Annotated in this window: 27 protein-coding genes and 1 pseudogene; 7 read left to right on the plus strand and 21 right to left on the minus strand. The window is 30.8% G+C overall.

Going from position 1 to position 25,320, the window contains the following annotated elements; all coding sequences use genetic code 11:
• Positions 1–519: 519 nt before the first annotated feature.
• From perR to KA873_RS12755, 3 genes and pseudogenes are all read right to left on the minus strand, one after another.
• A complete protein-coding gene (gene perR, locus KA873_RS12745) occupies positions 520–981 on the minus strand; it encodes a peroxide-responsive transcriptional repressor PerR (protein ID WP_019469639.1) in 462 nt (153 codons plus the stop codon).
• A gap of 94 nt (positions 982–1,075) precedes the next feature.
• Positions 1,076–2,025: pseudogene (locus tag KA873_RS12750) on the minus strand (NAD(P)-dependent oxidoreductase).
• 6 nt (positions 2,026–2,031) lie between these two features.
• Positions 2,032–2,487: a peroxiredoxin gene (locus KA873_RS12755; protein ID WP_064264313.1), complete on the minus strand. Its 456-nt coding sequence runs from the start codon at positions 2,485–2,487 to the stop codon at positions 2,032–2,034.
• 81 nt (positions 2,488–2,568) lie between these two features.
• Here KA873_RS12755 and KA873_RS12760 point away from each other — a divergent pair, with 81 nt between their 5' ends.
• Together KA873_RS12760 and KA873_RS12765 are read left to right on the plus strand one after the other, a co-directional pair.
• The gene (locus KA873_RS12760) at positions 2,569–3,858 is read left to right on the plus strand and encodes a glutamate-1-semialdehyde 2,1-aminomutase (RefSeq protein WP_107384525.1); all 1,290 of its coding nucleotides are present in this window, start codon (positions 2,569–2,571) and stop codon (positions 3,856–3,858) included.
• Positions 3,859–3,933: 75 nt separating this feature from the next.
• Entirely contained in the window at positions 3,934–5,028 is a 1,095-nt protein-coding gene (locus KA873_RS12765) for an FUSC family protein (protein ID WP_064264309.1), read from the plus strand.
• Between the two features lie 133 nt (positions 5,029–5,161).
• On the opposite strand, the gene KA873_RS12770 is transcribed toward KA873_RS12765, so the two are convergent.
• The 3 genes from KA873_RS12770 to mutY all read right to left on the minus strand — a co-directional run bounded on the left by KA873_RS12770 (position 5,162) and on the right by mutY (position 8,750).
• The gene (locus KA873_RS12770) at positions 5,162–6,898 is read right to left on the minus strand and encodes an ABC transporter ATP-binding protein (RefSeq protein ID WP_064264307.1); all 1,737 of its coding nucleotides are present in this window, start codon (positions 6,896–6,898) and stop codon (positions 5,162–5,164) included.
• A 196-nt stretch (positions 6,899–7,094) separates the two neighbouring features.
• Positions 7,095–7,637: a nucleoside tri-diphosphate phosphatase gene (ntdP, locus tag KA873_RS12775; protein ID WP_019469633.1), complete on the minus strand. Its 543-nt coding sequence runs from the start codon at positions 7,635–7,637 to the stop codon at positions 7,095–7,097.
• Positions 7,638–7,703: 66 nt separating this feature from the next.
• On the minus strand, positions 7,704–8,750 hold the full coding sequence (gene mutY, locus KA873_RS12780; RefSeq protein WP_107384526.1) for an A/G-specific adenine glycosylase: 1,047 nt from the start codon (positions 8,748–8,750) through the stop codon (positions 7,704–7,706).
• 123 nt (positions 8,751–8,873) lie between these two features.
• Between mutY and KA873_RS12785 the strand changes: the two genes are divergently transcribed.
• The gene (locus tag KA873_RS12785) at positions 8,874–9,851 is read left to right on the plus strand and encodes a metal-dependent hydrolase (protein WP_107384527.1); all 978 of its coding nucleotides are present in this window, start codon (positions 8,874–8,876) and stop codon (positions 9,849–9,851) included.
• 91 nt (positions 9,852–9,942) lie between these two features.
• Here the strand turns inward: KA873_RS12785 and KA873_RS12790 are convergent, their stop codons facing one another.
• The 7 genes from KA873_RS12790 to KA873_RS12820 all read right to left on the minus strand — a co-directional run bounded on the left by KA873_RS12790 (position 9,943) and on the right by KA873_RS12820 (position 15,728).
• A complete protein-coding gene (locus KA873_RS12790) occupies positions 9,943–10,803 on the minus strand; it encodes a hypothetical protein (RefSeq protein WP_064264301.1) in 861 nt (286 codons plus the stop codon).
• Between the two features lie 9 nt (positions 10,804–10,812).
• Positions 10,813–12,345 carry an ATP-binding cassette domain-containing protein gene (locus tag KA873_RS12795; protein ID WP_107384528.1) on the minus strand — a complete coding sequence of 511 codons (1,533 nt, stop codon included), beginning with the start codon at positions 12,343–12,345 and terminating at the stop codon, positions 10,813–10,815.
• A 15-nt stretch (positions 12,346–12,360) separates the two neighbouring features.
• Positions 12,361–12,675, minus strand: coding sequence for a YfhH family protein (locus KA873_RS12800; RefSeq protein WP_064264297.1), 315 nt, complete (start codon positions 12,673–12,675; stop codon positions 12,361–12,363).
• Entirely contained in the window at positions 12,653–13,471 is an 819-nt protein-coding gene (gene recX / locus KA873_RS12805) for a recombination regulator RecX (RefSeq protein ID WP_107386310.1), read from the minus strand. Before recX ends, KA873_RS12800 begins: the two co-directional genes overlap by 23 nt.
• A gap of 357 nt (positions 13,472–13,828) precedes the next feature.
• Positions 13,829–14,641, minus strand: coding sequence for a monofunctional peptidoglycan glycosyltransferase SgtB (gene sgtB / locus KA873_RS12810; RefSeq protein ID WP_107386309.1), 813 nt, complete (start codon positions 14,639–14,641; stop codon positions 13,829–13,831).
• A gap of 308 nt (positions 14,642–14,949) precedes the next feature.
• On the minus strand, positions 14,950–15,468 hold the full coding sequence (locus tag KA873_RS12815; protein WP_019469625.1) for a type 1 glutamine amidotransferase domain-containing protein: 519 nt from the start codon (positions 15,466–15,468) through the stop codon (positions 14,950–14,952).
• An 89-nt stretch (positions 15,469–15,557) separates the two neighbouring features.
• Positions 15,558–15,728 carry an SE1561 family protein gene (locus KA873_RS12820; RefSeq protein WP_019469624.1) on the minus strand — a complete coding sequence of 57 codons (171 nt, stop codon included), beginning with the start codon at positions 15,726–15,728 and terminating at the stop codon, positions 15,558–15,560.
• Positions 15,729–15,904: 176 nt separating this feature from the next.
• Between KA873_RS12820 and yfkAB the strand changes: the two genes are divergently transcribed.
• A complete protein-coding gene (yfkAB, locus tag KA873_RS12825; RefSeq protein WP_107386308.1) occupies positions 15,905–17,065 on the plus strand; it encodes a radical SAM/CxCxxxxC motif protein YfkAB in 1,161 nt (386 codons plus the stop codon).
• A 121-nt stretch (positions 17,066–17,186) separates the two neighbouring features.
• Here yfkAB and KA873_RS12830 read toward each other — a convergent pair whose 3' ends face one another.
• The 3 genes from KA873_RS12830 to KA873_RS12840 form a co-directional block, all read right to left on the minus strand.
• Positions 17,187–17,708 (minus strand): acyl-CoA thioesterase, encoded by a 522-nt coding sequence (locus KA873_RS12830; protein WP_064264286.1) that lies wholly within the window; start codon positions 17,706–17,708, stop codon positions 17,187–17,189.
• Between the two features lie 157 nt (positions 17,709–17,865).
• Positions 17,866–19,104 (minus strand): aminopeptidase, encoded by a 1,239-nt coding sequence (locus KA873_RS12835; protein ID WP_107505389.1) that lies wholly within the window; start codon positions 19,102–19,104, stop codon positions 17,866–17,868.
• Between the two features lie 14 nt (positions 19,105–19,118).
• Positions 19,119–19,322 (minus strand): DUF1128 family protein, encoded by a 204-nt coding sequence (locus tag KA873_RS12840; protein ID WP_064264282.1) that lies wholly within the window; start codon positions 19,320–19,322, stop codon positions 19,119–19,121.
• A 132-nt stretch (positions 19,323–19,454) separates the two neighbouring features.
• Between KA873_RS12840 and KA873_RS12845 the strand changes: the two genes are divergently transcribed.
• The 3 genes from KA873_RS12845 (at position 19,455) to KA873_RS12855 (ending at position 21,601) form a co-directional block, all read left to right on the plus strand.
• Entirely contained in the window at positions 19,455–19,919 is a 465-nt protein-coding gene (locus KA873_RS12845; protein WP_064264281.1) for a low molecular weight protein-tyrosine-phosphatase, read from the plus strand.
• Between the two features lie 7 nt (positions 19,920–19,926).
• Entirely contained in the window at positions 19,927–20,211 is a 285-nt protein-coding gene (locus KA873_RS12850; protein ID WP_019469618.1) for a YtxH domain-containing protein, read from the plus strand.
• A gap of 310 nt (positions 20,212–20,521) precedes the next feature.
• On the plus strand, positions 20,522–21,601 hold the full coding sequence (locus KA873_RS12855; protein WP_107521367.1) for a YihY/virulence factor BrkB family protein: 1,080 nt from the start codon (positions 20,522–20,524) through the stop codon (positions 21,599–21,601).
• 87 nt (positions 21,602–21,688) lie between these two features.
• Here the strand turns inward: KA873_RS12855 and vraR are convergent, their stop codons facing one another.
• The 5 genes from vraR to map all read right to left on the minus strand — a co-directional run bounded on the left by vraR (position 21,689) and on the right by map (position 25,309).
• Positions 21,689–22,318 carry a response regulator transcription factor VraR gene (gene vraR, locus KA873_RS12860; protein WP_019469616.1) on the minus strand — a complete coding sequence of 210 codons (630 nt, stop codon included), beginning with the start codon at positions 22,316–22,318 and terminating at the stop codon, positions 21,689–21,691.
• Positions 22,308–23,351 (minus strand): sensor histidine kinase VraS, encoded by a 1,044-nt coding sequence (vraS, locus tag KA873_RS12865; protein WP_019469615.1) that lies wholly within the window; start codon positions 23,349–23,351, stop codon positions 22,308–22,310. Before vraS ends, vraR begins: the two co-directional genes overlap by 11 nt.
• Complete coding sequence (gene vraT, locus KA873_RS12870; RefSeq protein ID WP_019469614.1) at positions 23,348–24,049, minus strand: cell wall-active antibiotics response protein VraT; 702 nt, start codon at positions 24,047–24,049, stop codon at positions 23,348–23,350. Before vraT ends, vraS begins: the two co-directional genes overlap by 4 nt.
• 16 nt (positions 24,050–24,065) lie before the next feature.
• A complete protein-coding gene (locus KA873_RS12875) occupies positions 24,066–24,452 on the minus strand; it encodes a hypothetical protein (protein WP_019469613.1) in 387 nt (128 codons plus the stop codon).
• 104 nt (positions 24,453–24,556) lie between these two features.
• Positions 24,557–25,309, minus strand: a complete 753-nt coding sequence (gene map / locus KA873_RS12880) for a type I methionyl aminopeptidase (RefSeq protein ID WP_064264275.1) — start codon at positions 25,307–25,309, stop codon at positions 24,557–24,559.
• Positions 25,310–25,320 lie beyond the last annotated feature (11 nt).

The following is a 25,320-nucleotide window of genomic DNA, read 5'->3' on the forward strand; positions in this document are numbered from 1 at the left end:
ATTCAGTTTTCAATGTTCATTGATGTGTTACAAGAATTAATTGTAACATTAAGTTTTTGTTAAGTCAATAATAAATTTTTGTTTGTTATTATTAAGTTTGTTTCGTTTGTTAACTCAACATTTAATATTGTATAACCATTCAATAATTTTAACAAGTGTCAAATTTACACTTTGTATTATTTTTTGGTTGGTTTGTTTTTTTAAGTCATCTTGTTTTGACGACTTTTATATAATATCAAGATTAATCTCACACGTCAATTCAATTCTAATAACTTTTTAGTTAAATTTTACCTTTGTAATAACTAATTATTTATTATATGTATTTATATGTTAAAACGTATAATAATATTTGTATTTTGTGTCTATTCCTTCTATACATTGTCAACAAATATCATCTTATGTGTTTTTACTTTTATTAATCTATATTTATCTCTTAATAATACAAAGTGCCGCATTTATAAAATGATTATAAATGCGGCACTTTGAATCTTAATAACTTTTATATTTGTTCAATTGTAATTACTGCTGTAATTTTTCTTTATCTTTACATTCTTTACATAGACCATAAATTTCCATACGATGATGCGTTACATCAAAATTCGTTACGTGTTGAGCTAATTGTTCAACTTCATCTAGTTGTGGATAATGAAAATCTACAATCTTTCCACAATTTTCACATATAACATGGTAATGATTATGTGTATTAAAATCGAAGCGACTTGAAGCATCTCCATAAGGCAATTCTTTAACGATGCCAATTCCTTTAAATACACGTAAATTATTATATATCGTTGCAACACTTATATTTGGAAAATCGGGTGAAAGTGCTTGATAAATCTCATCAGCAGTGGGATGTGTTTCAGAGACAATTAAAAACTTCAATATCGCCTGTCTTTGTGGGGTTATTCTTATCCCATTATCTCTTAAAGACGCAATCGAATCTTCTAATTGATGTTCAACTGTTTCCATCTCTGCACTCATGTCCCTCACCATCTTTCTATTTAATAATTATTATTACTTAATATTAATATAACTGTTGCATCATTGAATTGTCAATAAACAAAGACCATTTCAATCAATATCCTGTTTTTGGATCAACTTTATTCTCAATTAAAGCATTCTTATTGAGAAAATGGTTGAGATTGCGTTTAAATATCTCAGTTACTTCTTGTTTATTTTCTATACCATTACCTGTGATATGTGCTGTAATTGTAATGTTATTTATCTCATATAATTGATTACTTGGTTTAAGTGGCTCATTTTCAAACACATCTAAATAAGCTTGTCGTATGATGTTTTCTCTCATAACATTTGCTATTACATTTTCCTCAACTATTGTTCCTCTTCCTACATTAATAAATAAAGCAGAGTCTTTCATCTTTTCAAAATGTTCTTTTTGAAGTAAATGTATCGTTTGTTGCGTTTCAGGTAACGTATTTACAACAATATCCGCTTCTTCCAATGCTTGTGATAAATGATTAATAGTATAGGTTTTTGAGAAGCCATCTACTGGGTGACCAGTTGTATTCACACCTTGTACAATCATGTCCATCGCGTTCGCAATAGTTGCTGTTTTTTGAGCTATGCTTCCTGTTCCTAAAAATAAAAGCTTTTCACCGCTCACTCTGTTACCAGTTAACTTTGAGTCATAATTTTTATTTGTTTGATTAATAAATGAAACCTTCATTTTCTTATAGTCATCTAATATAAAAGCCATAATAAATTCAGACATTTGTTTTGCATGAACACCACGGCCATTCGTCAACAATATATTATGATTATTGATATAATCTAAAGGAAGGTTATTCACACCGGTAGCATACCAAGCCAACCATTTTAAATTTGGACATTCCTTCAAGAAGTCTTCATCTAATTTACCATCATATCCAAACAGTATATCTAAATCTTTTTTATCATGGTCATTAATTTCAGAAACACCATGTGTAAATATAAAATTGACGTTTGGAAAAGCTTCAACTAAATCATTTTCCAACTCTCCCATTTTTTTAAACTGACTGCCTTCATCTTTACTCACCCCAGTATTGCTTTTAATTCGTCCATTTGTGATTTTACTTTCACTTTTTCTATGACATCGATTATAATGCCCTCTTCATCTATAACGAACGTAGTTCTTACGATTCCCATAGTTTCTTTTCCAAAATTTTTCTTTAATTGGTATACACCCACTTCTGTGGATAATTGATAATCTTCATCGACCAATAAGTCAAAATTTAAATTATGCTTATTGCTAAAGTTTTGATGCTTTTTCTTTGTATCTCCGCTAATTCCGTAAACTTTTGTTTTAAGTTCATTAAAATATGATAAATTGTCTCTAAAATCACAGGCTTCTGTTGTGCATGTTGGCGTGTTATCTCTTGGATAAAAATAGAGCACTGCTTTATATCCTTTTAATGTGTCATTAGAAATAATATCACCGTTTTGGTTTTCAAGTTTAAATTCTGGAAATTGATCTCCTTTTTTCAACAAATAACTCACCCTATTTCTTTTTACTAATAATTATATGATACGATAATAAACGAAAATATTAAATAAAAGAGGTTGATATTAATGAAATTTACAGAAAGTGAAAGACTTCAAAATTACTCAAATGAATATATATTGGGAGGCGTTAACTCACCCTCTCGTTCGTATAAAGCTGTAGGTGGTGGCGCTCCAGTAATGATGAAATCAGGTCAAGGTGCTTATTTATTTGATGTAGATGGTAATAAATATATCGATTATTTACAAGCTTATGGCCCAATAATTACTGGTCATGCTCATCCTCATATAACTAAAGCTATTCAAGAACAAGCTGCACTTGGCGTATTATATGGAACGCCAACAGAGCTTGAAATAAATTTCGCTAAGAAATTACGTAGCGCTATCCCTTCATTAGAAAAGATTCGCTTCGTTAACTCTGGAACAGAAGCCGTAATGACAACAATACGAGTGGCACGTGCGTATACTAAAAGAAATAAGATAATTAAATTTTCTGGCCAATATCACGGTCACTCAGATTTAGTATTAGTTGCAGCTGGGAGTGGTCCTTCTCAATTAGGGTCACCTGACTCAGCCGGCGTTCCTCAAAGTGTAGCTCAAGAAGTCATCACGGTACCTTACAATGATATAGAGTCTTATAAAGAAGCAATTGATTATTGGGGAGATGATATTGCAGCAGTATTAGTCGAACCTATCGTTGGTAATTTTGGTATGGTCAAACCTAAATCTGGATTTTTAGAACAAGTAAATGAAATTACCCATAATAATGGAAGTTTAGTAATTTATGATGAGGTCATTACCGCATTTCGTTTCCATTTTGGCGGTGCCCAAGATTTATATCGAGTTTATCCAGATTTAACAGCTTTCGGTAAAATAGTAGGTGGCGGGCTACCTATTGGTGGTTATGGAGGCAAACAAGACATTATGGAACAAGTTGCTCCTCTAGGCCCTGCATATCAAGCTGGAACGATGGCTGGTAATCCATTATCTATGAAAGCAGGCATCGCATTATTAGAAGTATTAGAACAAGATGGTATCTACGAACATTTAGATAGCCTAGGTCAACAATTAGAAGATGGTTTGAATAAATTAATTCAAAAACATAATATAACTGCTACAGTCAATAGAGTTTATGGTGCATTAACACTTTATTTTACAAATGAAATTGTCACACATTATGATCAAGTTGAAAATTCAGATGGTGATGCTTTTGCACAATTCTTTAAACTCATGTTACATCAAGGCATTAATCTTGCTCCTTCAAAATTTGAAGCTTGGTTTTTAACAACTGAACATACTAAAGATGATATTGATAAAACATTAGAAGCTGTAGATTACGCTTTTAGTCAAATGAAATAAACTTGAATTTTATAGGGAATCGTTGTATAACAAGTATAAACATAATTTTATTAAATATATGAAGGAGCGGTACATTTGAAATTAGGAGCACGCATTCTGAAGACAGGTATAGCTATTATACTTGCTTTGTTTATCGCTTCTCTGTTCCCTGATGAAGCAGGATTAAAAGCAATCGCTGCTGTCAGTGCGGTAATTGCGATGCAACCAAGTGTTTTTCGTTCCATTAAAACAATTTCTGAAAGAGCAATTGGTAACCTGATCGGTGCTATACTCGCAGTAGTTATGGTTACTGTTTTTGGTAATAATCCAGTGATCATGGGGGTTACTGTTATATTATTAATTGCTATTTTATTCCGTTTTAACTTGGAGCATGTAGCTACACTTGCAAGTATAACTGCATTAATTATTATGGGAACACATACTGGTAACTTTTATATTTCTGCATTTTACAGATTTGTCCTTGTTATGGTAGGTGTAATTAGTTCTTCTGCAGTTAATCTTTTATTCTTACCCCCTAAATTCGAGTCTAAAATTTATTATAATTCATTAAACATTTGTTCAGATATCTTTGTATGGTTCAAACTTGTGTTAAATGATACATCTGAATATCATCATATAAAAGAAGATAGAGGACTAATAAGCAAACGAATTACGAAATTAGAGCAAATATTTGAATACTATGAGGAAGAACGACCTTGGACAAAAAAACAAATTTATGCACAAAATAGAAAAAAAATTCTATTTAAACAAGTCGTGCGTAGTACACGGCAAGCATACGATGTTTTAAAACGAATGAATCGTTATCAAAACGATCTTCATAATTTAAATAATGAGTTGTTACTTCAAATAAAATTAGAAATAGATTTGCTCATTGCTTATCACGAACAAATTTTCATCAGTATTTCAAAAAAAGCGCGATATGATATAAGTCATTTTGATAGTCAGATTGAAAACCCACAAAAAAAGGATTTAATGGATGCTTTTCAACGAGAAATCATTAAAGATCCATACCAAACAACATATTCGTTTACAAATATAATGCAGATTATTTCAGCTATTGAAGAATATCGTTATACTATAGAACATTTGGATCGCTTAGTTATCAGTTTCTTCTCATATCACTCTAATGATAGTGAAATCGAAATTGAAGAAGAAGATTTTGATTTATAAAACCATCAATATTTGAACTAAAAAGACCAGAGACAATATAAAATGTCTCTGGTCTTTTTAGATCTTTTATTCAATTTAAAATTATTCTTACACATTAACTGCACTTAAACAATCAAAATTCAGCAAATCGCTTTTATAGATTTTGAATGCTATAAAGATGTTCATAAGCACCTTTTTTCGCTAGTAATTCTTGATGTGTTCCGCTTTCTACTACCTCACCATTTTCTATAACAACAATTTTATCTGCATGAGTAATTGTAGATAATCTATGTGCCACAATTAACGTTGTACGATCTTTACTTAAAATATTTAATGCATCCTGAATTATAGATTCACTTTCTAAATCTAATGCACTTGTTGCTTCATCTAGTATAATTATCGGTGGATTATTTAAGAAAATCCGCGCGATAGATATGCGTTGTTTCTGACCTCCAGAAAGTTTGACGCCTCTTTCACCCACTTCTGTATCATATCCATCTGTTAATTCCATAATGAAATCATGTGCGTTTGCCATTTTTGCAGCTGCAATGACTTCTTCATCTGTTGCATCGGGTCTACCTAATAAAATATTTTCTTTAATTGTATCTGAGAATAGTACGTTATCTTGTTGGACTAATCCGATTTGATGTCTGAGACTACCCGTTAAATAGGATTTTATATTGGTACCATCAATTTTGATTTCGCCATCTGTAACATCATAAAATCTTGGTATAAGATTGATAAGTGTCGATTTACCTCCACCACTCATACCGACAAATGCTACTGTTTCTCCTTGTTCGATATCCAAATTAATATGGTTTAATATCGTAGATTCATCTGCATTATATTGAAAACTCACATTATTTATTTCAATACGTCCTTCTTTAATTTCTAACGGTAAGGCACCTTTTTTATTTTTAATATCATAACCTTCATCCATTAGCTGGAACACACGGTCCATTGAAGCAAAACTTTGAGTTAACGTAGTAAATGAAGAAACCAATCTACGTAATGGACCAAATAATTGCTCAAGGTAACCCACGAATGCAGCGAGTGTACCTACTGTAATGGAACCGTTGATAGCTAATACTGCACCAGAACCTATTACAATTAAAGGGCCTAAATCCGTCACTGTATTAATTGCAGAAAACGAATAAGCATTCCATCTTGTATGTGTAAATGCGCGTTGTAAGAAATTACTATTATGCTTATCAAAGTTAACCGCTTCGTTATCTTCTATCGCAAAACTTTTAATGACTGACATGCCCTGTACTCGTTCATGTAAAAAACCTTGAACTTCAGCCAAAGCTTGTGATCTTTTTCGTGTTAAATTTCTTAAACGTCCAAAGAAGAAATAGACAGTCAGAATATAAACTGGGAATACAATAATTGCAGCCAGTGTTAATTTCACATCTAATACAAACATAATTGATAAGGCTATGATGATTGTTATGCAATCAAGCCAAATATTCATAAGTCCTGTTAAAATGAAATCTTTTGTCTGTTCAACATCATTAATTACTCTTGAAATAACTTGCCCAGCTTGGTTATTAGCATAAAATCTTGCACTTAGTGCTTGTAAATGATTATATAGACGTTTACGAATATCATATAATATTTTATTACTTGTCCACTGAGCTAAATATTGTCTTAAAAATTCTATAGGTGGTCTTACGATTACAAAAATAAATAAGGCTATTCCTAGCGCAATTCCCAATCTAGTAAATTTTTCTTCTACCGAAATTGCACCATTATTGATAATGTCATCAATAACGTATTTAATTAATAACGGAATGAGCATTGGAATACCAAATTTTAATATACCTACAAGAATTGTGGCAATGATCCGCCATTTATATGGTTTTACGAATTGTATATATCTGCGAATCATACAAACTATACCTCCTTGCTTATTTCAGCAAATGAAACAGCCTTCGCTGAAATTCAACGAGGCTGTTAATACAATTATCTACAATCAGATGATTTAGTTAAGCATTTGCTATGAATTTTTATTCTATACAATTAACTTGTATCATATATACCTACATAACTATATCGAATATAACTATCAAATACATTAAATATGCTTAATAATCTCTAATTTTTTTGAATCTTTCACGCCAAACTTTAATAAAGTCTGGTGCAAATGGACCTTTTTTCTGTTCAATCCATTGTTGAAGAATATCTACATTTCTTCGTAAAATCACATCAATATCAGATGAATAATTCATTTGGCGCATATGTTGCTCATATTCGTCCTCATCTAATAAATGATATTTACCATTGGGATAAACTTTAATATCTAAATCGTAATCTATATATTTTAGAGCTTCCTCATCACATACAAATGGTGAAGATAAATTACAATAATAATAAACACCATCTTCTCTAAACATACAAATAACATTAAACCAATATTCGGAATGGAAGTATACAATTGCAGGTTCTCTTGTAATCCATGTGCGATTATCACTTTCTGTTACCAATGTATGGTCATTACCACCAATGACAACATGATCCGTACCTTTTAAAATAGTTGTTTCAGACCAAACACGGTGTATATTTCCATCGTGTTTATAACTTTGAATTTTTATCGTCTGACCCTCTTTAGGTATGGACTCTTTAACCATGCTCCACACCACCTTTTCTGATTTCACATATTGAATTATAACATAATTAACGATGACAGAACGACCTTAAATATTTGTTAGCAAAAAATTATATATTTTTGACATACTTACTGGGAAGTTATATTCATCTTTATCATTAACACGCATCCACACCATGTTGTCGGTTAATGTAATATCTTGTTGTCTAACGTAACTTTGAGATAAATACACATCAATATCCCAAGTTAAATGTGTGAATTGATGTTTTAATGAATAAACAGGTTTAGTTTGAAATTGAATTTCTGTAGATAACTGTGTATTAATATTTTCATTACTTTCCGCTTCATACATAGGAAATTCCCACATATTATTCAAAAGTTTTTGAGTTCTTTTTTCAATTAATAAATCGCCATTTTCGTTACTCACGATATATACATTTTGTTTGATATGTTTTTTCTTCACTTTCGTAGTTTTTACAGGTAACTGTTCAACTGTTCCTTGTTCAAAAGCTTCACAATGTTCTTGGACAGGACAAAACATACATAACGCGTTTTTAGGTGTACAAATTAATGCACCTAGTTCCATCATAGCTTGATTAAAAGTTCCTGAATCTTCTTGTACATAAATTTCCAATTCTTTTTCAAATGCTTTTCTTGTGGTTTGTAATTTGGTATCACGATGATCATTGTTTAATCTTGACCAAACTCTAAACACGTTACCATCTACTGTTGCTAACGGAAGATTGAAAGCAATACTCATGACTGCTGCTTGCGTATATGGACCCACACCTTTAAGTTCTCCAAAGCGCTCAGGGTCATTGGGGACTTCACCATTATAATTCATTGCTACATCTTTTATCGCAGTATGAAAGTTACGTGCACGACTATAATAACCAAGCCCTTCCCAATATTTAAGCACTTCATCTTCATGTGCATTACTTAAATCCGTTATTGTTGGAAACCTATTTACAAATTTATGATAATAATCGATAACTGTCTTCACTTGGGTTTGTTGTAACATTACTTCACTCAACCAAATATAGTATGGATTTTTAGTTTCTCTCCAAGGCATTTGTCTCTGATTTTTCTCAAACCATTTTACGAGATTATTTTTAAATTGCGATTCATTATACATGTTATACATCTCTTTCTCTATGTGATTCTAAAACTTTTTTTCTTCATTTTAGTATGTTAATTTTATTATTTAGTATATTAGATTATAATAGAAATAATATTGAAATGAAATGAGAGGATACTTATGGATACAGGTACGCATATTGTCATGGGTATTGGATTAACCGCTTTGGCAACACAAGATCCTGCAATGACTGGCTCATTTGCAGCAACAGCAACTACTCTAATCATTGGTTCACTGATACCAGATGGTGATACAGTTTTAAAACTTAAAGATAATGCTACTTATATATCAAATCATAGAGGTATAACACATTCAATACCTTTTACGATTTTGTGGCCATTACTTATAACTTTATTTATTTTTACATTTTTCAAAAATATTGATGCTAGCCATATCTGGTTATGGGCTCAGCTTGCAGTTTTTCTTCATGTCTTTGTAGATATATTTAATTCTTATGGAACTCAGGCGCTCAGACCCATCACAAATAAATGGATTCAACTCAGTGTAATCAATACGTTTGATCCTATCATATTCATCCTTTGGTGTGTCGGCATTATACTTTGGATATTGGGCTTACATCCTTACATTTCATTCTTTCCTATTTTTGCTATTCTTGTTGTTTATTATATTATTCGTTTTAGAATGCAAGCCATCATTAAACAACAAGCGCTTAAACAGATAAAGCAAGAACATAATCCTGTTAAAGTTTTTGTTGCACCTACCATACGATTTATGGAATGGCGCGTAGCTATTCAAACAGAAAATCACGATTATGTTGGACGAAGTTATGGTAGAAACATCGTTTTCAGTGATAAATCAGAACGTCATTCTTTTCCTAGTAATGATTTAATGCAGTTTGTTGAAGATGATAAAAATATTAAAACTTTCCTTAACTTCTCATCTATTTATCGTTGGCAAGCTAGAAAATTAGATGATGATACGACAGAAATTAGATTGATTGATTTACGCTATCTCAAGAATGGACACTATTCATTTGTAGCAATCGCACATTTAGATGAGTTTATGAATATTGATCATTCTTATATTGGTTGGGTGTTTAGTGAAGATAAACTACAAAGAAAATTATTTGCTAAATGATATTTTATTGATAATAACAAAGGCTGGGACACATGATTGTGTCTCAGCCTTTAATATTATATTGAAGATACATAATTAAAATATAATATCACTATTTATGATTTGTGTTTGTATCTTGAGCAGTTACGTTTTCGTTATGATTTGTCTCGTTTTTTAATTTAGTATCAGACGTTTTTTCTACTTGGCCATTTCTAAATCTGAATTTTTGATACGCAGTCATTCGATACATAGCAAATATAACTGCACAAACTGTAGCCATTAAAAATATAAAATATAAATGGTACGGTATATTATTTAAACTTAATGCGCCTAAAACAACTGACTGTGAAATTCCCTCTATAAGATAAAACAACGGATTTAACATTAAAATATGTGAAATTACAGTTGAATTACTGGACGGGATAAACACAATCGGTACGATAAAGAACATGATTACTGATAATATATAAAATATGATATTTACATTATTTTTGGTAATAGTCAGTAAACCAAATACCGTAGAGATAGTTACAACAAAAATAATTGACATAACGACAAAATATATTGTCGATGGGATAGAACTTTCTATGTTAACTGGTGTCATTATGATAATCATCATTAATGCAATAAACATCAATAAATTAGAAATAATAGCTATCATAATAGTTTGGAAAATGGGATTTAAATTAAAAACTTTCGCAGTAAAATACTCTTTTTTAAACAATTGATAACTTTGATAAATAGCTACCCAAATAAATGAAAAACTTATTAATGCTGCTAACCTAAAATAGCCACGTGCTTGTTTTATTTCTTCTGTACCATTCACATTAAATATAAACATTAACAAACATAATAATAGGATGCTACTAATAAATGGTATAACAAACCATTTCCATTGCCCCTTTAACCGATGATACAAATGTTTACTTAAAAATGGTGCATTCTTATAAAAATTAATTAGATTATCTATCATTTACTACACCTACAATTCAATATATATCCATTTATCATTTTTAAAATCTGCCATGAAATAACCATCACCTGATTTAGTAATCCAGAAGTTATTATCAATATTAAATTTATCTTTTAACTTCGCTTTATCTTTCATCGGAATTGTAAATCCAGAGAGTTTATTTTGATCATTAAATATCATAGCAATCGGTTGTTGAACGATAGGAACAATAAAACGATCATTTTTCCCTTCTTCTGGAACTAGCGAATCAGTCACAGTACCATGTTTTTTATGTAAGTGACTATTAAAAAATTCGTAATAATTACTGTAATTTTTACTCATAAATGGCGCGAGTGTATCACCACTATGTTCTTCAAATAAACCAGCTGGATCAAAATAACGTATATCTTTTTTACCAACTTTATAAGACTGATTATCGACACTAACGCGATAATTTTTAGTATTTTCACCTGTTATTGTAAGCAAAGCATATTTGCTTGGACTTAAATCTTTACCATTCTTAAAATTATCTAATTTAACTGAATCATCTAATACAATTCCGTATGATAGTTTATCTTCATAAGGATTTTTTGGTTGATTCTGAATAGAAGCCTGATCCTCGTTTTGTCCAATTTCAATTTTTCCAATATCATTAAACATTAGTACCGCTGTTAAAACCATCCCTAAGATACAAATAGTAATAAATGTCCAGAACCTGACTAATACAATCGGGGGTTTGACGTGATTATACCTTTCAATACGTTTGAAATTATATGTTAATTCTGGCGTACGTGCTCTGCTCTTTTTCCAATCCAAATCAAAGTTTTGTTTTTCTTCTTTACTTTCTAAAGATACTCTATCTTTCTCATGATCATTAAAGACAGGAATGACTTGGTTAATAGAACCTTCCATTCTAAGTTGGCCATGCGAAACCCATGCTATATAATTACTTGCTTTACTAACTCTTTCAACATTGTCATCTATCATAACAACAGTTAAATTATTATTTATGTATTCGTCTGATAGTTCAATTGCTTTTTCAAAATATTCCTCTGTTAAATTTTGCAGTATTTTATTAAAAATGATAATACTTGCTTTAGATGTTCTGGCAAGTGAAAAAAGTATACGTGCATATGTTTCATCTGATAATTCACATATAGGAGTATCACTTTGTTCTTCGACATGTGCATATTTTAAGATTTGTTCGACTTTATGCGTATTTACTTTGTATGGGAATAGCGTAACTGCATTTGATATGTAATCATTAACTGATATATTTTGTGAATATTTATCGTCTATATCTGCATAAAACAAATCTGTTTTACGCACAATTCTACCCTTATCAGGTTTGATTTCACCACTTAAAATCCGACCTACAAGAGATTTTGAAGACTCAGGTTCACCGATAATTCCAAGTGATTCACCTTGATAGATATGTAGATTAATATTATTTAACTCTATGTTATCTGCACCATAACCAAAAGGTTGATACCACTTTTTTGATTTTTTATTTCTATAGTAATGTGTTACATTAAGTAACTTTAAAATAATTGAACTACCCATGCTATCTTCATCCTTCTACAGTTTTAATAATGCTAAGGGTAAACCTTCTTCTGGCTCTGAACTATTGATTCTGAATCCCCACGCAAATATTCCTTTAAGTCGCTCTACTTTAAAATAACTTCCAGTACCATCATTTAATTTATAAATTTTTCCAAGTTCTACTTCATTTCTATCTACTAAATAACTTTCCGCTATGATTGCTTTACTTGCATATACGTCATACTCATTATAAATGCCATTCATTTCTGCTTTGCGCATTTGTTCTTTATATCCTTGAATTTCATGACGTAATTCTATTTCGCTCATTTCACTCAATTTCTTCTGTTCCATCTTCAATACCACTCTCTTCTAGTTTAGCTTTTATTTTATCATATTGATAACCTTTTCTCATAAGTGTTTCAATTGTTTTATTGACCAATTTTCTACCTGTATATTTTTTTGAAGTTTTAATATACGCTTTTTCTAAATCATCTTGTAATAACATATCTAATGTTTCTTCTGATTGTGAAAAATCTAACTCTTCCATAACGATATTAATCGTTTCAAATGTGTAACCTTTTTGCATTAAAGATTGTTTCAGCTTTTCTTTACGCTTTATTTGTGGTCCCTTTTTTTGTTTCAATATTTTATTTGCTAATTTTATGACCTTATCTAAAGGTTGCTCATCATCATATAAAAGCGCATATTCGTCAATGATATTTTGTTCTATACCAGCTTCACGTAGTTTTTGTTTGAAAATTTCAGGCCCTTTATCTGTAGTTAAAATCATCGTATTTTTTAAACTATTAGCATAATCTTTATGATCTATTAAATTTTGTTTATGGCAATAATCTAATACATTTGCAATAACACTTTCTGAAATATCTTTTTTTGCCAGATGTTGTGATACTTCGTGATCAGTTCTTTTTCTGTATGATAAATATTGAATCGCTATATTAATTGCTTGTCTATATTGCTCATAATTTTGAATTTTTTCCATATCTGATGCTTCAACGATTTGTCCTTTTTTAAGGTTGAAATATACAAAAGTATCAATATCAATACCCATCTCAAATTCATCATCTAAATATAGATTAAAACGGTCTTTATTATTTTTTTGAACTTCTATTTTTGTGATTTTCGACATTATCTTCACTCCACTTATAAGAATAACTTATATTGATTATGAATGGAATTATAGTGATTTTTATTTGCAAACTACAACTTCACTATGATTATGTACAAATTATAACATGGTTTGTAGTATAATCCTTTCACGAAATAGCATACCTAATCTGCATATATCGATATATTTTATAGTGCTTTACATATTTAAAAATTCTCCTAACCTCAATTGCAGTTAACATATATTGTATCTTTTAAAATTTTTAATGATATTAAAAACTCCCTCCAAGTAATCATTTTTCACATGACTTCTTGGAAAGGAGTTTGTCATTGGCGACTCATTTTATACAACTATTAATACTTAGTGATATAACTTTAATCATACACCTAATTCTAATAATGCATTTTTGTATTGCTCATCTGTAATAAATTCTTGTTGTTTCATTTTTTCTAAATCAATTTTTACTCGATTTATAAAATTATCGGACATATCATCGATATTATAAACACTAGGTGCATTAATTTTACTTGCTAAAATCGCACTTTGCAAAACTGAAATTTGTGGTAACTCCTGATTATTTTTATCTGTCGTCACCCCGAAGTAATAATTTGCAGCTGATTCTACTGAGTAATTATCACTACCGTAATAAATGTTATTCATATAAAAACTGAGTATTTCATCTTTACTATATGATTTTTCAACACGATGAGCTACAAATAATTCCTTAACTTTACGCGTGATTGATTGTTCGTTATCATAAAAATAATTTTTCACTACCTGCTGTGTGATTGTACTTCCACCTTGTACACTTTTATCACTTAATGTTGAAAATAGTGCTCGTGATGTTCCCTTTATATCAAATCCATGATGCTTATAATAACGCTCATCTTCCATAGCTATAAATGCACCTTTAGTATAATCTGGCATGTTTGACACAGATACAAACGAATCTTTATTTTCTATTTTTTTTAATTCATCAACATCTGCACGAGTACTCAAAGCATACATTATAGCAATAAATATACCTAAAACAATTATAATTGGAATAAGTATTTTAAAGAAAAGCCCTTTTCCTTTTTTACGTTTTTGTGATTTTGTTACTGGTTGAAAATAAGTATTATATTGAGGTTCGTTTACAGTATCGGTTTGAGATTTTTTAGTTGTTTGCTTATAACGATCGCTTCTTTTCATGCGGTAGCTCCTTTATATTGCTCTCATATCATTATAAGTGAGTTTATCAATAGTTGGAATTTTTATCTATAGTAAATCATAAAAATCAGTCCAAGGGTGTATATGTATCTCCTATCAAGGCATTATAATAAGCGATTTAACCAAATCTATTTCCAAATCTCGCTTTAAATTTTAAAATTTCTATAACAAGCAAAAAGAAGTTGCCTCTATTTTATAATGAACCACTTTTGTATCATAAAAGTAAATTCATCAAATTAGAGACAACCTCTTTTTTTAAAATATCAATGATTCAATTAGCGTTTAATTCCTTAAGCGTTTAATTGATCTACAATTGCTTTATTAAAGTCATCTAAATCATCAGGTGTACGACTAGTTACAATATTATTATCAACGACTACTGATTCATCAACTACTTGTGCACCTGCATTCGCTAAATCTTTACGAACATTTAATACTGCAGTTAATGTTCTACCTGATAAATCATCAGTATCTATTAAAATTTGTGGTCCATGGCAAATTGCAAACGTTGGAACATCATTTTTGGTAAAGTATTTAGCAAATGTACCGTATCTGCCTTCAGAATCACCACGTAGATGATCAGGTGAGAAACCACCTGGAATTAATAATCCATCATAATCTTCTGGTTTTGCATCAGCAATACTTACGTCCACAGAAACTTTTTCACCATGTTTCCCAACAACTTCACTATTGGCTTCATCACCAATAACAACAGTTTCGTGTCCAGCTTCTTCAATTGCTTCTTTAGGACTTGTTAATTCTACATCTTCAAATTCATTAGTTACAATAATTGCTACTTTTTTAGCCATGAATTATCACCTTTCCATATTTATGTTATATACTCTGTATAGACGAAACTAGCGTTTTTTAAACATAAAAACTTTTAATACCCCGAAATTTAATCTGATGATTTCGAAACTGATTTAACTTTTTCTTCTAATTGATCTAATAAACCAATCCATTCATCTATGTCTTCTACTTTAACTTCGTTAGGGTTTACATGATCGATATCATTCATAAATTTTTCTAGTCTCTTTTTTATTTGATCTATTGTTTGATTGTCATCCATTATATTAGTAACTCCTTTTTTTCAGATATTATTATACTAACATGGATTTGACAAATTTTGCCAAAGTCTTAATAATTATAAACTGAAATAATTTAACTAAATTAGAATAATTTCTATATGTTTAACCATTTCATATATTTAAACCTAAACCAAGCTTTAATAAAAGGATGTTTAAAATGACATATCAAAAATCTTTATTGTCTAGTATTAAAAAACCTATTTCTATATTTAATGATCCATGGGAAACCTATAATGATATTCAAGAACATAATGCATTAACTTTGAGTAACATTGAATTCACCACGACAAATCTATGCAATATGCGCTGTAGTCATTGCGCGGTAGGATACACTCTTCAAACTGCAGACCCTTCCCCTTTGCCAATGGACTTAATTTATCGCCGTTTGGATGAAATCCCAAATTTAAAAACAATGTCAATCACTGGTGGTGAACCTATGTTTTCAAAGAAATCCATTAAAAATGTTGTGAAACCACTATTGAAATACGCATATGATCGCGGAATTTATGTTCAAATGAATTCAAACTTAACGTTACCTATCGACAGATATTTAGATATTGCTGAATATATTGATGTAATGCATATTTCACATAATTGGGGAACAATTGATGAATTTACAGAAGTTGGATTTGGAGCAATGGAAAAACAACCACCACTGAAAGCGAAATTACGACTTTATGATCAAATGTTATCAAACGCTCGAACACTTTCTGAACAAGGTATGTTCATTTCTGCTGAAACAATGTTAAACAAAAGTACAAGGCCCTATTTGAATAAAATACATAATGAAATTGTTAATGATATGAAATGTCAAAGACATGAAATTCATCCGATGTATCCTTCTGACTTTGCTAGTCAATTAGAAGTGCTATCATTAACTGAAATAAAAGAAGCAATTCATCATTTATTAGATATTCGACACCCAGATATATGGATGCTTTTTGGAACATTGCCTATTTACCCATGTATAACCAATGAAGATGATCAAGCATTGTTACATAGATTAAGAAATTCCAAAAATATTACGATGCGAAATGACCCAGATGGTAGAAATAGGTTAAACGTGAATGTGTTTTCTGGAAACATTATAGTGACTGATTTTGGTGATGAAAATGGCGCTTTATCAAATATTAAAAATGATAAACTCACGGATGTTTTTAATGCATGGTTAAAGACACCTTTAGCACAATCACTTAACTGCCATTGTCCTAAATTTAATTGCTTAGGACCAAATGTTCTAGTAAAAAATATGTATTACCCTGATACAAATTTCAAACAAAATGAAATAGATATGCATCGCTTGTATCCTATGCATTAATCGTATCTACTGAGCTTAAAGTTTCAATTAACAAGGGAATGTCTATTTTTCGAATATGATGAATATCCATAATCAAAACCAGGATTTCAATCACCATATTCGGAATAGACATTCCCTAACTTTATTCTATATGTTGCACACTGGCTAAAAACTCAATTGTTTCTTTACTTTCTTGTCTTCTTTCTTTACGGCGTTTAACCCTCGCTAATGCTGTTTCGTGAAACCAGTTTTCAGTTTTTGTTTCTGGATACACTTGTGGCACATGTGTTGGCTTGCCATCATTATCCAGGGCAACAAATGTCAAAAAACTTAGTGCTGCTAGGTGCCTTTCATCTTTCAAAACATCCTCAATTGTAATTTGTACGCATACTTCCATTGATGATGTACCTGCATATGACACCATTGCTTCATATGACACTATATCCCCGGTTTTGATTGGCTTTAAAAAATCAACAGAATCTGTAGATGCTGTAACAACTTGTGTGTTACTATGCTTCATTGCTGTAATAGCTGCTATTTCATCAATGTTAGCCATCAACATTCCGCCGAACATCGTATGATGATGATTAGTATCTTGTGGAAATACTTGTCTTGCTTTAACACTTCTAGATTCAGACATCGATTTCATTTTTGTAGTTCCCATAATATATTCCTTCCCTTTTTTAAACTTAAACAAATATAAATTAGGAGTGGGACAGAAATCTAATTTTATTAAAAAGATTTCGTCGTCCCACCCCGATAATGATGACTATAGTTGAAATAAGTATATCATGATCAAATTTTTCTACATTTTCAAATGATTAGTTAGCCCAATTACCATTTTCAAAAATCAGTTCTTGCTCACCACTTGTAGTGATACCATAAATCGTTAAATCAGAACTACCAATCATAAAGTCGACATGAATCAGTGAATCATTTAATCCATGTGCTAATTTTTCTTCAGTGGTCATTGTTGTGCCACCCTCAATATTAAATCCATAAGCTGAACCTAATGCAATATGACATGAGGCATTTTCATCAAATAAAGTGTTGTAAAAAATTGTGTTACGATTTGAAATTGGTGAATCATCTGGTACTAAAGCAACCTCACCTAAATGTTTGGCACCTTCGTCTGTATTTAATAAATCACGTAGCACTTCTTCACCTTGTTCAGCTTTAAAATCTACTACCTCACCATCTTTAAACGTAAGTGTAAAACCATCAATAATATTACCGTTATGGCTTAATGGCAATTTATTGGTCACATATCCATTCACTTTCAAACGATGCGGTGCTGTGAATACTTCTTCTGTTGGGATATTAGCAACAAATGCTTGACCTTCATCTGTATAACTTGTTGCATCTTCCCAAATATGACCTTCTGGAAGACCAATTTCCAAATCAGTTCCTTCAGAGATATAATGTAATGACTTATAGTTTTTACGTTGTAGTTTATCTGCATGCTTACTTAAATTAGCAATATGCTTTTCCCAATTTGCCACTGGATCGTTTCCGTCTACACGTACAATATCTAGCACTTCATCAATAAATTTTTCATATGCTTCTTCTACAGTTAATTCTGTATATACACGTGCTGCCCAAGCTTTAGACGGAAAGGCAGCTACACACCAAGGAAATTGATTTTTCTGACTTGCTTCCATATAACCTTTATATGCTGTAGCGTATTGTCTTTGGAAAGTGGCTAATTTATCACTTTCTATACCATTTAATAGGTCTGGATCCTGAGTAATTAGTGCGAGATTAGCTGCACCACGGTTAACATAATCCATACGTTTAGCAACTTCGTAAGCTTTAACTTCATTATTTTCAAAATGATCAACTGTTTCATTTTCAAATTTAAGTCGTGCTAAGCGATCATCACTATACTCTACTTTCACATCTGAAGCACCTCTTTTATATGCTGCTTCAACTATGTAATGCGTTAATTCTAAAGCATCTACGCTTGAACGGATAAATACTGGTTGACCTTCTTGTACGTTCATGCCAATGCCAGCTAATAATTCAGCGTACTGTTTCAATTTATGTTGTAATTGCCCCATAATTAAACTCTCCCTTATTTACGAATTTGTCCAAGTGCATCTGCAATTGCCGAAGCTTCACTTGGCGTAAATGAGGCTTTGGACGTTACATAATCATATACCTCTTTTACTTCTTGTTCATCAGCAGATTTATATTTTTCGGGATCGATTAAACTTTGATTTACTAGATTTAAACGATCACGAATTTCTTCAATCATTTCTTCGTTATTTTTAGTCACTACTCTCACCTCTTTTTACTTTATTTTATCAAATTTGCTAACCTTGTAAAACTTTTATCACAATTCCTCTTTAGAAATGATTAATAAACCATTAAAATGGGAAATAGGATTATATAATTTGGAGGTCAATATATGATTACAGTTGCTTTTGTTTGTCTTGGAAATATTTGTCGCTCACCTATGGCAGAAGCTATAATGCGACAAAGGTTAAAAGATAGAAGTATCGATGGTATAGAAGTCACTTCAAGAGGTACAGGTAAATGGAATCTTGGACAATCACCTCATGAAGGGACACAAAAAATATTATCTGAACACAATATTCCATTTAATGGTATGATTAGTGAACTATTTGAATCTAACGACGACTTTGATTATATTATTGCTATGGATCAAAGCAACGTTGATGATATTCAAAATATTAATCCAAATATTAAAGGAAAATTATTTAAATTGTTAGAATTCAGTGATATGACAGAAACTGATGTACCAGATCCTTATTACACAAATAATTTCGAAGGCGTGTATAAAATGGTACAATCATCTTGTGATAATTTAATTGATTTCATTATTAAAGATGCTAATTTAAGAGAGGGGTAACAACATCATGCAAAACAAATTAATTCCAGGTATATTATTAGGTGCTGTAATAGGAGGCGCAGCAACACTTGCTGACAAATCTACACGCCAATCATTAAAACAATCAATTAAAGATATTAAAGAAGGTAATCGTTCACAAAAACCTTCAGCAATTTCTAATATAAAAGATGAAGTCTCATATTGGAAAGATGCAATAGAAGAAATTAGACGCAATAATCCAGAGTTAGAGCGTTCCTTAAAAGATGCAAAAGACACATTTGTTGAACGTAAAAATAATCGCTTGAAAAATTAAATAAATAATATCGTGACTAATGAATATAAAAAACGTTTAGTCACTTCATAATGATAGTTTGAAGTGTAGCGTCATAGATGACTTACGCATAATATAACTTAGTCATCCAAGCGGGGGTGGGAATTGGAAATCTACTTTATAAGTTTTGATTTCTTTCCTACCCTCCTTTATTTTTGATTTGTTATAAGATATTTTATTTTTCAAAAGTTACTTTATTTCAAAAGAATATGGCAACACATATTTACCTTTAATGCATTTTACAGTATATTAAACTGTATACGTAAAATATCAATACATAAGGAGATTTGATATGTCTAAAAATGAAAAAACATCTTCTAATTTTCTGAATGAAACTAAAGAAATGGAAGATCAAAAGAACAAAAAAGATAAGAACGAACAAATTGAACGTGATCGTATATACATAACACCAAATGAATTTAAATCGAAATCGCCAAAAAAAGACAATCAAGAATTTTTTGTATCACGTATCAATAAGCCTGCAAAATATACTAAAGATTCAAATTTTTTCTCTTATTTAGTATATAGAATAGGAAAAGACGATGCATCAGGATTATCAGCACAACTATCCTATTATTTTATGTTATCACTATTTCCTATGTTACTTTTCTTATTATCTATTGTGCCGTACCTCGGTATTAAACAAAGCTCGATTAGAAGCATGATTAAGGAACATGTACCACCAGATTACGCACCACAAGTATCATCTATTATTGGCGATATTATGGGCAATGCAAGTGGCGGTATTTTATCTGTAGGGTTAATCTTAGCGTTATGGTCTGCTTCTAATGGTATGACCGCCTTGATGAATTCTTTTAATGTGGCTTATGACGTAGAAGATAGCAGAAATTTTATTGTTTCTAAACTATTAAGTGTAGTGTTTACACTGGCATTAATTATTGTCTTACCACTAGCAATTGTACTGCCTACATTTGGTGAACAAATCGGGTCATTGCTATTTGGACCTTTAGGCTTAGGTGATCAAGTTAAATGGATTTTCAATTTAGTTAGATTTGCACTACCTGTTATTGTAGTACTTATAGCATTTATAGTACTTTATACGTTAGCACCAAATGTTAAAATTAAAATGCTTTCGGTTATACCCGGAGCTATTTTTGCAACTATCGTATTTTTAGGCGGCTCTTATTTATTTGGTATTTATATTTCAAACTTTGCTAATTATTCTAAAACATATGGTAGTATTGCCGGTATTATTATATTAATGTTATGGCTTTATATCACTGGTTTTATCATCATTATTGGTGCTGAAATCAATGCAATTATGCATCAAAGAAAAGTAGTTGCAGGTAAAACACCAGAAGAAATTACAATTGATCAAATTGAAGAAGAAAAAAATAACGGAGTAGATTAAGCGACAGAATCTTTCTTCGAATATAAATTTAAAAAAGCTAAAACCTAGGCACACATTATTGTATCTCTGCTTAGGTTTTAGCTTTTATTATTGTATTAAATTATGTTGAAATGCATAGATTACAGCTTGAGTTCTATCTTGTACTTCTAATTTGCTCAATACGTTACTCACATGTGTTTTAACTGTTTTGATTGTAATATGTGAAGCACTGGCAATTTCTTGGTTTGAGTACCCTTTTGCAATCAATAATAATATTTCCATTTCACGCTCAGTTAACATCTCATATAATTCAGCGCGTTGTTTCATACGATTTCTCATCTTAACCAACACTTCTGCTTCAAATACAGATTCATCACGATATGTTTTGCGTATCGCTTCAGCGATATCACTGGCACTTGTTGTTTTTAAAATATAGCTATCTACACCAGAATCTAGTGCACGGTACACCTCATTATCTTCAATATAACTAGTTAGCATAACGACTTTAATGTGTGGCAAATCTTTCTTAATTTGTTCTGTAGCTTCTACACCATCCATATCATCCATCAGTAAGTCCATTAAAATTAAATCAGGTTTTAGTTCATGTGCTTTTTCAATTGCATCTTTCCCTGATTGCCCTTCTCCGACTACTTCTATATCTGGTTGAGTAGATAAATAACTAGAAATACCAATTCTGACCATTTCATGATCATCAACAAATAATACTTTAATCGGCATATGAATCCTCCTTATTTAATGGGGCTTTGACTTCAATTCGTGTTCCTGAATCTGGCAGTGATACTATATGAAACGTTGCGCCAATTTCAAGTGCTCGTTCGCGCATATTTTTTAACCCATAGCTTTGTTCTACCTTATCATCTACGTTAAAGCCTTTACCATCATCTTGTATACGTAATAATAAATATTCTTCTCTATTAAACAATTCAATTGTAACTTTTGTCCCTTTTGAATGTCTTAATGTATTTGAAATTGCTTCTTGTGTAATTCTAAATAAATGATCTTCTATACCTTTAGGTACGTCGAATTCTTCAATATCATGTACAACTTTCATAGGCACTTTTTTCTGCAAATCAACCACTAAATCTTTGATACCTTGGCCAAGTGATTTATCTTTCAAGCCAATTGGTCTTAAATGTAATAGCAAGGCACGCATTTCTAGCTGTGAATCTTGAATCATTTTTTCCAATACTGGAATTTGTTGATCTAAAGGCGCTTTCAAATCAGTTTCTTTAATGGCAGAGAGCATCATGCTTGCTGCAAACAATTGCTGGCTTACAGAATCATGTAACTCTCGAGCCAGTCTTTGTCTTTCATCTTCAATTATTTTTTTAACTTTCACATCGTTCATATTATATGATTCATTCGTTAAATTTTGTGTTTTTAAACGCAATCTATGAACTTCTTGATTGAGCGGTACAAGCGTTTGATATAATTCAATTGTTTCATTATATAATTCTATATTTTGGTCATTGATACCTACTGTCTGCCCTTCTATAGAACGCTCAATTTGGTCTTGTAACCAATGATTTTGTTGATTGATTTTATAAGCTAATACTGAGCCAACAATGATGCAAAGTAATATAACTAATAAGTTAATAAATAGTAAAACTGGTATTCCAAAGATTTGCGTATAAATCATGCCTTGAAAATATATAATATTCACAAAAACTTTATCTATAAAAAACATAGCGAAAAATGTACTATAAACTAATATCAACATTGACCCTATTGCTCTTATGTAGTGATTCATTTATAAATCACCTCAACATCTCCTATAAATGTTGACAAGTAGACATTAACAGCATAATTATCTTCTTTTGTTTCTTCAACAACTTTAATATTATTGTTTTCAACTTTATATGATGTTTCATTAACATATGCATTACCATAAAGTGCTGAAAAATGTAATTTTATATTGTAGTTTAAAGGCACAATAATTTGCACTTTACCTAAAAAATGTCTTATCACTACAGTATTATGTTCTCTAATATTAGCAGCTTTAGACATATCTATATGAATATCACCAATACCATGCTGTATTTGTAAATCTTCCCATTTATAAACATAAATAGGTGTACGTTGTTCACCAAACCACTTTTGCTTAATAAATTCTGGAGATTCTACTGCCTCTTCTGTCGCAATAATTTTCAAAGGTTTGAACCTATAAAATATATATCTCACAATTAACACAATTAAAAATATAAATAATATGATAATTGTGTATTTATTGGATAGTAAAGTAAAAGCTATAAGTAATACCCCTATCCAAAACGCTAATAACCCTCGTATTTTATGAAAATATAAATATCCTACATAAACCAATATGCAGCCTAATAATAATACAAAAATAAAACCTATTTTTTCAAAGAAAATATAGTAGAAATTAGCTATTATCATTAATGCTGTAAACACAATCAACATTTCAGTTGATATATATTTATGAGTCATGTTTCGCCACCTTTCTTCAAGCGACTAAACTAATTTGTTCGATTAAATCACATTCTGTTTCAACATTCACTTTTTCCTTTGCCTGTTGTGATAAATCGGCTACAATACGTGCGTAGTCTGCTTCCATTTCATTCAAATCATTTTTAATTTTTTCTATATCATAGTGCTCAATCTCTTGTGCACATTCAATATCAGATTCATCTAAAATGTCGATATATTTATTTTCTAAAGATAATGTTAAATGATCTATTAATCTAGCTACATAAGTTTTTCTTTCAAATAGATAATTTATGTACATTTCTATGCTTCTTAATTTTTTATCAAGATATTGTCTATATTCAATTAAACTTGAATAAAAAGTTTGTTTAGTCATTTTTTCTAGATAAGTCGTAATATAATTCATAGAATCACCTCATGATTGATTAGATTCTATTATAAAAAATTTCCGGAACCATTAGTATAGGCTCCGGAACCATCTTATATTAGGACTTTAGACCGAAACTTATTCTAATCTATTTTAGTAGTTAAAACTGGTCCTTCTTTTGTTACTATAACCGTATGTTCAATTTGTGCAACAAAGCTTTTATCTTGAGTTTCAAATGCCCATTCATTCTTACCTTCTGTGACAAATGTAGCTTTTGAAGAAATAAATGGCTCAACAGCAATTACAGTACCTTCTTTAAGCAAAGTTTTATCTTTTGGATCATAATAATTCATCACATGGCTTGGAGATTCATGTAATGACTGACCAACACCATGACCTGTTAAATTTTTAATTACTGTCAAATCATTTTTACGTGCAGTTGCGTGAACTGCTTTACCAATTTGGCTCAGCTTTGCACCAGGTTTGATTTTTGTCATAGCTGCTTCAAATGCTTCTAAAGCAACATCACAAACTTTTTGTTTCAATGGATTATCCGCTTCACCAACTACAAATGAAATGCCAGTGTCAGCATAATACCCATTTTTCAATGCAGAAACATCAATATTTACTAAGTCACCTTCACGAATTTTTCGTTTTCCAGGAATACCATGTGCCACTTCTTCGTTAACGCTGATACAAGTTTGACCTGGAAAGTTTTCATCATGAATTGGTGCTGAGATAGCACCGTGTTCTTCAAATAAATCTTTTGCGATATCATCAAGTTCTTTAGTAGTGATGCCAGGTGTAGTAGCTTCTTGCATTTTGTCTCTAACTAGTGCGCAGATATATCCAATATCTTTTAGTGCTGTTAATTCTTCTTCTGTTTTTACAATCATTTTATCCCGTT

Origin of the sequence: Staphylococcus sp. GDY8P45P, assembly GCF_017892745.1 — a bacterium.
Taxonomy (GTDB): domain Bacteria; phylum Bacillota; class Bacilli; order Staphylococcales; family Staphylococcaceae; genus Staphylococcus; species Staphylococcus cohnii.